At 35.8% G+C, this 11,643-nt stretch carries 9 protein-coding genes; 7 read left to right on the top strand and 2 right to left on the bottom strand.

The features are described 5' to 3' along the window. Positions 1-796: 796 nt before the first annotated feature. Both GKZ88_RS13180 and GKZ88_RS13175 read right to left on the bottom strand, forming a co-directional pair. On the bottom strand, positions 797-1,813 hold the full coding sequence (locus GKZ88_RS13180; protein ID WP_155102820.1) for an LLM class flavin-dependent oxidoreductase: 1,017 nt from the start codon (positions 1,811-1,813) through the stop codon (positions 797-799). A 98-nt stretch (positions 1,814-1,911) separates the two neighbouring features. Then, positions 1,912-3,120: a polysaccharide deacetylase family protein gene (locus GKZ88_RS13175; protein ID WP_155102819.1), complete on the bottom strand. Its 1,209-nt coding sequence runs from the start codon at positions 3,118-3,120 to the stop codon at positions 1,912-1,914. Positions 3,121-3,287: 167 nt separating this feature from the next. Between GKZ88_RS13175 and GKZ88_RS13170 the strand changes: the two genes are divergently transcribed. The 7 genes from GKZ88_RS13170 to GKZ88_RS13140 all read left to right on the top strand — a co-directional run bounded on the left by GKZ88_RS13170 (position 3,288) and on the right by GKZ88_RS13140 (position 11,465). Beyond that, the gene (locus GKZ88_RS13170; protein ID WP_155102831.1) at positions 3,288-4,637 is read left to right on the top strand and encodes a sigma-54 dependent transcriptional regulator; all 1,350 of its coding nucleotides are present in this window, start codon (positions 3,288-3,290) and stop codon (positions 4,635-4,637) included. Between the two features lie 247 nt (positions 4,638-4,884). Beyond that, positions 4,885-5,166 (top strand): hypothetical protein, encoded by a 282-nt coding sequence (locus tag GKZ88_RS13165; RefSeq protein WP_026985832.1) that lies wholly within the window; start codon positions 4,885-4,887, stop codon positions 5,164-5,166. A 165-nt stretch (positions 5,167-5,331) separates the two neighbouring features. Then, the gene (kdpF, locus tag GKZ88_RS13160) at positions 5,332-5,409 is read left to right on the top strand and encodes a K(+)-transporting ATPase subunit F (RefSeq protein ID WP_081909388.1); all 78 of its coding nucleotides are present in this window, start codon (positions 5,332-5,334) and stop codon (positions 5,407-5,409) included. Between the two features lie 104 nt (positions 5,410-5,513). Then, a complete protein-coding gene (gene kdpA, locus GKZ88_RS13155; protein WP_155102818.1) occupies positions 5,514-7,235 on the top strand; it encodes a potassium-transporting ATPase subunit KdpA in 1,722 nt (573 codons plus the stop codon). Between the two features lie 8 nt (positions 7,236-7,243). Continuing rightward, positions 7,244-9,301: a potassium-transporting ATPase subunit KdpB gene (gene kdpB, locus GKZ88_RS13150; protein WP_155102817.1), complete on the top strand. Its 2,058-nt coding sequence runs from the start codon at positions 7,244-7,246 to the stop codon at positions 9,299-9,301. 137 nt (positions 9,302-9,438) lie between these two features. After that, positions 9,439-9,990 (top strand): K(+)-transporting ATPase subunit C, encoded by a 552-nt coding sequence (locus GKZ88_RS13145; protein ID WP_155102816.1) that lies wholly within the window; start codon positions 9,439-9,441, stop codon positions 9,988-9,990. Positions 9,991-10,385: 395 nt separating this feature from the next. Next, positions 10,386-11,465, top strand: a complete 1,080-nt coding sequence (locus GKZ88_RS13140) for a porin (RefSeq protein WP_155102815.1) — start codon at positions 10,386-10,388, stop codon at positions 11,463-11,465. The last annotated feature ends 178 nt before the right edge of the window (positions 11,466-11,643 follow it).

Below are 11,643 nucleotides of genomic sequence, written 5' to 3'. Positions count from 1 at the left end.
TGCCAGTCTTTCAAGGAACTTTCCGTGTTTTGCGGGGTGCAAATGTAATACCCGTTTTCCAATCCCGCAAGCTTTTTTAAATCTTTTTTTGAAAATAAATTTTCAGTTCTGATTTCTCTGCCTGTCAGTATTTCGGTGAACGTCTTTCGCTGTTGCGGGTGCAAAAGTACCACCTTTATTCAGTTAAACAAGCTTTTCTGATCTCTTTTTTTCGACCTTTTTTTGATCTTTTTCTTAACTCGCTGATAACAGATTCTTTACAACTGAACTTTTTTTGATTTTATATCAGTTTTTTCTGAGTCATGATGCGGTTTCTTTATTTTTCAGTACTTTTCAGCCATCCATTTTGAGGAGTTTTTAATACCAAAGGGCCTTTTTTGTAGACAAATCAGCTTTTGAATACTGTTTTACCGCCGTTTTTAATCTCGCAGAGACGCAAAGACGCAAAGTTTCCTCTTTCTTTCTTCTGTTTTATTCACGATATCGCAGTTTCTTTTACTGAATTTCCTTTTGAAAACAACTGCCATAGCCCCGATAGCAGCGGAAATCCTTTTTGTGGCGGGGTTCGCCGCAAAAAGATTGAAGCGGATAGCGGGAAATAGCTCCTGATCAAAAAACAAATTCCAAATCTTGAAATCCCAAATTCCAATTCTTGACTAAAAGGGCTTCGACTTCGCTCAGCCTGACAAACTTTACTTCTACCTATACATATATATGTATAGAAAAAACAAACCCGACAGGTTTTGAAAACCTGTCGGGTTGTGGGAATGAAATTTACTCTTATATATATGTAAACTTATATATGTATACTTTCGTTTAAACTGTCAATTACTTCTTTTGTGATTTGAATGCTTTTTAATTTTGCCTCATGATCAAAAATAGGGCTTGTTGCCATCAACTCATCAATATTAGCGTAATTGATGAACTTTTTTAGATCTGTAATCAATTGTTCTTTGTTTCCTGTAAATGTTCCGGCTGTCATTTGGTTGACATGCACACGTTCTTCTTGGCTCATTATATCATCCAGTGAAGAAACTGGTGGCTGTAATCCTTTGCGGTCGTTCCTAATTAAGTTAAGAAACATTTGATACAAACTTGTTGATAATAATTCGGCTTCTTCATTTGTATCGGCAGCGATAATATTTACGCATGCCATTGTTTTTGGCTTATCTAGAAATTCTGACGCCTGAAAATTTGCACGATAAAACTCGAAAGCCTGTATCATTAAACGCGGCGCAAAATGCCCGGCGAAAGCATAAGGCAATCCATAAGCTGCCGCTAAAGCTGCACTTTCCATACTAGATCCTAGAATCCAAATAGGAACGTTAAGTCCTTCGGCTGGAAAAGCTCTTACTTTTGCCGTTGTATTTTCGGCCGAAAAATACTCTTGAAGCTTTGTTACATTTTGAGGGAATCGCTGCGCTTGTTCAAAAAAGTCTTTTCGAATTGCTTCTGCAGTTGGCTGATCTGTTCCTGGCGCTCTGCCTAAACCTAAATCGATTCGGTTTGGATAAAGCGTTTCTAATGTTCCAAATTGTTCTGCCACTACTAAAGGAGAATGATTTGGCAGCATAATTCCGCCTGAACCTACACGGATATTCTCTGTCTGCCCCGCAACATATCCAATTAAAACTACAGTTGCTGTACTTGCAACATGTGCCATATTATGATGCTCTGCGAGCCAAATTCGTTTGTATCCTAATTTATCGGCTAATTGCGCGATGTCTTTTGTTTTTTTAAATGTTTCTGATGCGTTGCTGTCTTGCGTAATGATTGCAAGCTCTAATATTGAAACTGAAATTGGGTTTTTCATATAAAATAATGCTAAGGTGCAAAATTAACTCATTTATATTGATGCACTTTGCTTTCTAATGTTAATAGAATTATAATATTTGTAGCTACAAATATTTATTATTTCAATTTCAGATGAATTAATTTATGGTTTGTTTTACCATCATCTTTTATAATTAAATTTTTGCCAGATTCTATTTCAAATTTAGAAGAAGCGTCAATCGCTAATGAAATTTCTCGATATCTAAATGCTTCAGGAATTTCAGGAATTACAATTTTCACTTCTACATCTTTTCCTTTTTGTTTGTAATCAATTTTTATTCGGTCTCTTAGCCAAATATATTCGTAAACTTCCTGCCACGGCGCCATCCAGATTGAATCGTTTCCTTTTACACCATATTTATCAGCAAGCGCTGTCATATAATATTTGAAATCAGGAAAACGCATGCTTAAGTTCCACAAATTTGTATTTCCTGTTCCATGTGTAAATTCGTTGAACCAAAGTGCATTTGGCTGTTTTACGATTGAGTCCAATGTTTTTAAATAACGATCCATTGTTTTAAAACCAATCGTATCTTTTGAACTCTGCACAAAAGTTCTTGCCGTAATCATTTTATCTAAATTTACTTTTGAGTCAACTTTAAAAACTGGGCCAACACCATAATAAGACGCTACCGAAAGATGTCCATTATTAAGTGCCTCTTTTTCATATTCCAAATAATATTTCTCATCGCCTTCTCCGCCCGGAACTACAAAATGTGACATTGTAAAATCAAGATTCTGTTTTATTGAAGCTGTATTTTCTTTGACTTCTGTCAAATAATTTGTGCCATGTTTTGTTGCATGATGAAAACCATGGCTTAAAATATCCCAACCAGCGTTATACATTTCTTTAATTTCGGGCCAAGAAAGATGTCCACGGTTTGCTGGCAAATCACGAATTGCACCTCCGTTTACAGCCAATGCCAATTTAAACGGAATTTTATTTCCGAATCCGTCCGAATAAAAAAGACCATCTGAAGTTGTTCCGTCTCCGCCTTGATCAATTTTCCATTCGTTTTTATCTGGACTGCTGATTTTTCCGCCATTTAATAATGGAAATGCTGTTAGATAAGCTGATCTATAACCATCATCGAGCGTAAAACTATAAGCGAAATGTTTGTTATATTTTAAAGGAGCAACTTTAACTTGAACATTTTCTGCCGACTTTAATTTAATTTTAAATGAAATGGTCTTTGATTTTGAAGAATCTTTTTCGGTCACTTCATTTGAAAAACAAGTAAAACATCCGAAGAATAGTATAACGATAAGAAGAATGCGTTTTAACATAAATTATATGGGTTCAAATTTTGCTTAAAAGTACATTTCTTTTTGAGAAAAATATTTTAAAACCAAATTACTCTTTGAAAATAATTTCCTCCAAATCAAAAAAGGAAAGTGATTTTAAACCTAAATTTGTACATCAAAATACCAATTCGGGTTTAGCTTATCTGCAAATGACACACAAAATTTTAATTATAGACGACGAAGAAAAACTGAGAAGTCTGCTGGCGCGTATTATAAAATCGGAAGGTTTTGAAGTTTTTGAAGCCAAAGATTTAAAATCGGGTTTTAAGAAACTGGAACAAACCGAAATTGATGTTGTTTTATGTGATGTAAAACTCCCGGATGGAAATGGCGTTGATTTTCTTCAGAATATAAAAGGAAGTTTTCCACTTACAGAAGTTATTTTATTAACTGCTTTCGGAAATATTCCAGACGGCGTTCAGGCGATGAAAAATGGCGCTTTCGATTATATTGTAAAAGGCGACGATAACGATAAAATTATTCCGCTTCTTTATAAAGCTGTCGAAAAAGTGCATTTGCAAAAAAAGGTTCAGCAACTCGAAAAACGTATCAACGACAAATATTCTTTCACTACCATAATCGGGAAATCAAAAGGAATTGAACAGGTTATTGATCTGGCACAAAAAGTAGCCAAAACAGATTCAACCGTTTTACTTACGGGCGAAACCGGAACCGGAAAAGAAGTTTTTGCACAAGCGATTCACGAAAACAGTAATCGTGTGGGGAAATCTTTTGTGGCATTAAACTGCAGTACTTTTACAAAAGAAATTTTAGAAAGCGAACTTTTCGGTCATAAACAAGGCGCTTTTACCGGAGCTGTAAAAGATAAAAAAGGTTTTATTGAAGAAGCCAATGGCGGTACTTTATTCTTGGATGAAATTGGAGAAATGCCAATTGATCTTCAGGCCAAATTATTGCGTGTTTTAGAAACTTCCGAATATATTCCGGTTGGCGATACCACTCCAAAAAAATCAAATTTCAGATTAATTGCTGCTACGAATCGTGATTTAAAAACAGAAAGTGACGAACATCGTTTCCGTTCCGATTTGTATTTCCGTTTGAATATCTTCGAAATAAAATTGCCTTCTTTACGAGAACGAATTAAAGATATTCCGGTCCTGACTAATCATTTCGTAAAACAGTTTTCTGAAAAAACGAATAAAAAAACTTTACATATTAGTGATGATTTTCTGCAGAAATTAGAAAATTATTCCTGGCCGGGAAATATCCGTGAACTTAAAAACATTATAGAAAGATCGGTTATTTTGAGTAATGGCGATACTTTAACTTCGGATGTTCTACCTTACGAAATGCAGCATCAAGCAGAGAAAAGTACCAAATCTATGTCGGCATTCTCGATGCAGAGTGTTGAAAAACTGCATATACAAAAAGTTTTGAATTATACGAAAGGAAATAAAGCAGAAACGGCTAGATTATTAGAAATTGGGATTGCGACTTTATATAGAAAGCTGGAAGAATATGGGATAGAGAAAAATTAAATTCCAAAATTTAAAAATTCCAATGTCAAAGTAGGTTACATTTTACAATTCACAATTAATAATTCACAATTAATAATTAAAAGAATCTTATCATTTCAATAAAAGCTTATCATTTTGATAGGCTTTTTTTATGCCTGATTTTTGGCACAAAACTACATTCCTTTTATTGACAGCACTTTAGCTATAACTTGGATTTTTCGGAACATATTTTGGCATAAGGAGAGAGAACATTAAAAATTCATTCCAAATGAAAAATCAAGTAACCTCAATCTACAAACAAGCAGAACGCTTTGCCGAGATAACCAAAAAATCTATTATTTCTGGAAACATCGTTCGTGCAAAAAAATGCCTTGCTCTTGCTGAACGCCTATTTATTAGTGGAAGCATCGAAACTAAAAACGCCATTTCTAATGTGTATGTTTTTTCGGTTTCTTCTTTTATGGAAGTGCGTCACTGCAATATTTCACATTTGTTTCCTCAAACGCTTAAAGCAGAATACATCAAGCAGGTTAATGCTTCAGGCGTATAAATATGTTGAATCAATTAACTGTTTAATTGTTTAATCGGAAAAATCTAAAGTCCACAATCTTAAATCTAAAATACTATTATGATCACTTTTCTTTTACTCGGGCTAGCCGTTGTGCTGTTTGCCATTTGTTTTCTCTCTGTTGAATTTTTTGAAAAAATCTAAATCATGACTGCACTATTTATTATTTCAATCGCTGTTTTCGTGTATTTGGTATATGTATTAATCAAACCCGAAAAATTTTAAATCATGTAAAAAAGTGAAATCCTTAATGTGAAATGTAAACTTAATTTATTCATCAACTCATTTTACAAATCACTCCTCACCTTTCACTAAAAAATATAAAAATTATGAACACAGAATTATTAGGCGTCATTGGTATTTTTATCCTGACGATTGTTTTAGCGATTCCTTTAGGAAAATATATTGCTAAAGTTTTCTTGGGAGATAAAACACTTCTTGATCCGATTTTCAATCCAATTGAAAAATTTATTTTTAAAATCAGCGGTATTAATTCGACTGAAGAAATGAACTGGAAACAACACTTAAAAGCACTTTTAAGTATTAATATGGTTTGGTTCTTTCTTTGCTTTTTTGTCTTATTGTTTCAGGGATCTTTACCTTTAAATCCTGATAATAATCCGTCCATGACGCCAGATCTGGCATTTAATACTGCCATTTCATTTATCGTAAACTGTAATTTACAGCATTATTCAGGCGAAAGTGGGGTTTCTTACCTTTCGCAAATCGTCTTGATGTTCCTTCAATTTGTTTCTGCAGGTATCGGAATGGCTGCTGCCGCTATGATTTTCACAGCAATGAAAGAAAGAACAACAGAGAAATTAGGTAATTTTTACGATTATTTTATCAAAAGCTGTACTCGTATTTTATTACCACTTTCAGCAATTGTGGCTGTTGCACTAGTATTTAGCGGTACTCCAATGACTTTTGAAGGAAAAGATGCTATTACAACGCTTCAAGGCGATCATGTTGAAGTTTCTCGCGGACCAGCTGCAGCCTTTATTGCTATTAAACATATTGGTACAAATGGTGGTGGATTTTTTGGAGCCAACTCAGCACATCCATTAGAAAACCCAACTTATTTTACTAACGGAGTTGAACTTTGGGCACAAATGATTATTCCGTTTGCGATGATTTTTGCTCTTGGATTTTACCTCAACAAAAGAAAATTATCGAATATTATTTTTGGTGTAATGACTGTCGGATTTTTACTTCTGGTTGTTCCAACTGTTATGAGTGAAATCAACGGAAATCCTGCTATCGAAAAAATGGGAATCGCACAGACAACCGGAGCGATGGAAGGAAAAGAAGTTCGGTTTGGCCCCGCGATGTCAGGTTTCTGGAGTATTGCTACAACGGTAATTTCTACAGGTTCTGTAAACAGTATGCACGATAGCTCGATGCCGGTTTCTGGAGCTATGCAATTATTATCTATGATGGTGAATGCCTTTTACGGCGGATGCGGTGTTGGTATTTTGAATTACTACATTTTTATTATTCTGGCTGTATTTATTTCCGGATTAATGGTTGGTCGAACTCCCGAATTTTTAGGCAAGAAAATCGAAGCGCGGGAAGTTAAAATTGCCGCTTTTATCGCCATTCTTCACCCCTTATTAATATTAGCTGGAACCGCTTTAGCCTCTTATTTTGCTGCGCATGATACTGCAATGGGTTATTGGTTCAGCGGAAATGCGACAGGCTGGTTAAATAACCCTGGAAATCACGGATTCTCAGAAATGCTATACGAATACACTTCGAGTGCTGCTAACAACGGTTCTGGTTTTGAAGGTCTTGGAGATAATAATCCATTTTGGAATATCACAACTGGAATTGTCTTACTGCTAAGCCGTTTTATTCCAATCATTGGTCCATTAGCAATTGCAGGTTTACTGGCAGGCAAAAAATACATCCCGGAGAGTGCAGGAACTTTAAAAACAGATACATCAATTTTCGGAATCATGACTTTTGCTGTAATCGCAATTATCGCTGCTTTATCATTCTTCCCAGCATTGGCTTTAGGTCCATTGGCAGAATTCTTTACTTTAAAATAATATAAAAAATGACAACTAATAAATCCACATCATTGTTTGAAAGTAAACAGGTAAAAGAAGCATTCTTGCAGTCTTTTGTCAAGCTGAACCCAAAAATGATGATCAAAAATCCGGTAATGTTTACCGTAGAAATTGGAACAGCCATTATGTTTGCTGTCTGCATTTCAATATTAATGGGTGCAAATGACCAAGGTAGTTTTACTTATAACCTAATTGTATTTTTAATTTTACTGGCAACGCTTTTATTTGCCAATTTCGCCGAAGCAATTGCCGAAGCAAGAGGAAAAGCACAAGCCGACAGTTTAAGAAAAACAAGAGAGGAAACTCCTGCAAGACAGATTCTGCCTAACGGAGAAATAAAAAACATTAGTTCTTCGGCATTGAAAAAAGACGATATTTTCGTTTGCGAAGCTGGTGATTTAATTGCTGCCGATGGTGAAATTATCGAAGGTCTGGCTACAATCGACGAAAGTGCCATTACCGGAGAAAGTGCTCCTGTAATCCGCGAAGCTGGAGGTGATAAATCATCTGTTACTGGAGGGACAAAAGTTTTATCTGATAAAATTAAAGTAAAAGTAACTTCTGAACCAGGCGAAAGCTTTTTGGATAAAATGATTGCTTTGGTTGAAGGTGCAAGCCGTCAGAAAACGCCAAACGAAATTGCCTTAACCATTTTATTAGCCGCATTTACCTTAATTTTCGTGATAGTGTGCGTTACGCTAAAACCGTTTGCCGACTATGCCAACGCACCCATCACGATCGCGGCTTTCATTGCTTTGTTTGTATGTTTAATTCCAACTACAATTGGAGGATTGCTTTCTGCAATTGGTATTGCGGGAATGGACAGAGCTTTACGAGCTAACGTAATTACAAAATCGGGTAAAGCGGTTGAAACTGCTGGAGATATTGACGTATTGCTTTTGGATAAAACCGGAACCATTACCATTGGAAACAGAAAAGCAACCAATTTTTATCCAACAAAAGGAATCTCTTTTGATGATTTCGTGAAATCGGCTGTTTTGAGTTCGCTAGCAGATGATACTCCAGAAGGGAAAAGTATTCTCGAGCTAAGTGAGATGATCGATGTAAAAAATGAAACGAAAGCAAGTTTCTTAAAAACTACTTCTGATATTTCACATACCATCAAATTTACTGCAGAAACCAGAACTTCTGGAGTCGTATTAAAAGACGGAACTAACATTCGTAAAGGCGCACAAGACGCTGCTAAAAACATTGCACAGCAAGCCGGAAACACTTTTCCTGAAGATACAGCGCAACAAGTAATCACAATTTCTTCTAACGGAGGAACTCCATTAGTGGTAATCAAAAACAATGAAGTTCAAGGTGTTATTGAACTTCAGGATATTATAAAAACCGGAATGAAAGAACGTTTTGAGCGCTTACGCAGAATGGGAATCAAAACGGTAATGGTTACTGGTGATAATCCGCTTACGGCTAAATTTATTGCCGAAGCTGCCGGTGTTGATGATTTTATTGCCGAGGCTAAACCTGAGGATAAAATGAATTACATCAAGAAAGAACAGGCTGAAGGAAGATTAGTTGCCATGATGGGTGACGGAACAAATGATGCTCCGGCTTTGGCTCAAGCCAATGTTGGAGTTGCGATGAACAGCGGAACTCAAGCGGCAAAAGAAGCCGGAAACATGGTCGATCTTGACAATGATCCAACGAAATTAATCGAGATTGTTGAAATTGGAAAACAGCTTTTAATGACTCGAGGCACTTTAACTACTTTTTCTATTGCAAATGACGTTGCGAAATATTTTGCTATTGTTCCTGCTCTTTTTATTACTGCGATTCCTGCGCTTCAAGGTTTAAATATTATGCATTTGCATAGTCCTGAAAGTGCTATTTTATCAGCAGTAATTTTCAATGCGATTATCATTCCGATATTGATTCCGCTTGCGCTGAAAGGGGTTGATTACAGACCAATTGGAGCAAGTGCCATCTTAAAAAGAAACCTTTTGATTTATGGTCTTGGCGGATTGATTGTTCCTTTTATCGGAATTAAAGTAATTGATTTGTTGGTCGCACTCTTTATGTAAATATTAAATCTGACAGGTTTTAAAACCCTGTCAGGTTTACAAAAACTCAAATTAAAAACATAGACTTTGGATTCCTTAAGCTTCTAAGAAAAAAACTTAGAACCTTAGCATCTTAGAGTCTTAGAATCTCAAAAGAAATGAAAAATCTATTTTCTATAATAAAACTTACTGCGGTTACCTTAATCTTATTCGCAGTTATTTACCCTTTAGCGATTTATGGAATCGCACAATTGGCTCCAAATCAAGGAAAAGGAGAAACTATTTTGGTTAACGGGAAAGTCGTTGGTTACCAAAAAATTGGTCAGAAATTCGATAAGTCAAATTATTTCTGGGGAAGACCTTCGGCTGTTGATTATAACGCGGCGGGAAGTGCCGGAAGCAACAAAGGTCCAAGCAATCCTGATTATTTGGCTTTGGTTCAAAAAAGAATTGATACACTTTTATTGGTTCATCCGTACTTGAAAAAATCTGATATTCCGTCAGATATGGTTACGGCTTCTGGAAGTGGTTTAGATCCGAATATTTCTCCGCAAGGCGCTTTGATTCAGGTAAAACGAATTGCTAAAGAAAGAAAACTGGACGAAGCTAAAGTAAAATCTTTGGTTGAATCTAAAATTAATACGGCTGTTGTTGGTCCTGAAACTGTGAATGTTTTGGAATTGAATGTGGCGCTGGATCAGCTTCGCTAATTCCAAAGATGCTAAGTCGCTAAGGTTCTAAGATTCTAAGTTTTCTCTTTACGCATTTTTGTCATTCCGAGGAACGAGGAATCTCCGCGAGTAGCTCGACAAAGATTGACAAATTACTTTATGGAGTTTCTTGCGGAGATTCCTCGTTTCTCGGAATGACAAACTGTGGCGAGAATTGGAATCGAAAAATTAAACTTACAATATACCTAACAGGTTTTGGAAACCTGTTCGGATATGAAAATATTATAGTACAAAAACGCCTTTTTACCCCAAATGCCCTAGCCCCGATAGTAGTGGAAATCCTTTTTCTGGCTTCTTTAGCCAGGAAAAGATTGAAACGGATAGCGGGATTAGCTCCTAAAAAATCTACTAATAAATAATAGAATACCACAAAAATGAAAAAAATAATACTTACTGCTTTAATCGCTTTTGGTTATAGCAATTTACACGCACAAGAAGAATCTAAAAGTCCATTGACATTTTCGGGATATGTTGACGCTTATTATAGTTATGATTTCGGGAAACCAGAAAATCATACTCGGCCAAACTTTTTTTACAGTTATAATAAAAGCAACGAGGTAAACCTGAATTTGGGAATGGCGAAAGTGAATTATTCGAAAGAAAATATTCGAGGAAATTTTGCCTTGATGGCGGGGACTTACGCCGAATATAATATGTCTGCCGAGCAGGGTTTATTGAAAAATGTTTACGAAGCGAATGTTGGTGTAAAGATTTCGAAAAACCATAATTTATGGGTTGATGCGGGAATTATGCCTTCGCATATTGGTTTTGAAAGTGCGATTGGAAAAGACTGTCAGACTTTAACTCGAAGCATTCTGGCTGAAAATTCTCCTTATTATGAAACGGGAGTTAAAATTGGTTATACTTCTGAATCTGGGGAATGGTATTTGGCAGGAATGTACTTGAATGGCTGGCAGAGAATTGAGAAAGTCGAAGGTAATCAAACGCCTGCTTTTGGAACTCAGGTTACTTACAAACCATCTGATCGGGTTGCTTTGAACTGGAGTACTTATGTTGGAAATGAACAGCCGGATATTGATAAAAAGTGGCGTTATTTCAACAACTTTTACGGACAGTTTAAAGTAACGGAAAAGACAAATATTACAGCTGGTTTTGATATTGGATCTCAGCAATCGGCTAAAGGAAGTGATAAATATAATACTTGGTTTTCGCCAGTTTTGATTCTGCAATACAAACCAGTTGACAAGATTCAGCTTGCAGTGAGAGGTGAATATTATAGTGATGAAAAAGGTGTAATTATCGTAACTGAAACACCTAATGGTTTTAAAACTTACGGATTTTCAGCTAACTTTGATTACTTAGTTACTGATAATGTTATGTTTAGAATTGAAGCAAGAAATCTTTCAAGTAAAGACGAAATCTTCACCAATAAAGACAATCTTCCAACGGATACGAATACGTTTGTAACGACTTCCTTGGCGATTTCTTTCTAAACATTAAAAGATTTTTTACCATTAAGAGATTAAGTTCTGTACTTTGTTCTTTTGCCTAAAAATTAGAACACGGATGAAACCGATTCGCTACCGCGAAGACGCAGATTAATACGGATTTTATATTTTAGAGTGAACAAAAAAATCCGTTTTTATCAGCGCTTTTACGAAGTAAATCCGC

It is taken from the genome of Flavobacterium sp. LC2016-01, from assembly GCF_009711135.1.
Lineage (GTDB): Bacteria > Bacteroidota > Bacteroidia > Flavobacteriales > Flavobacteriaceae > Flavobacterium.
This window is presented reverse-complemented; position numbering and strand designations above follow the sequence as displayed.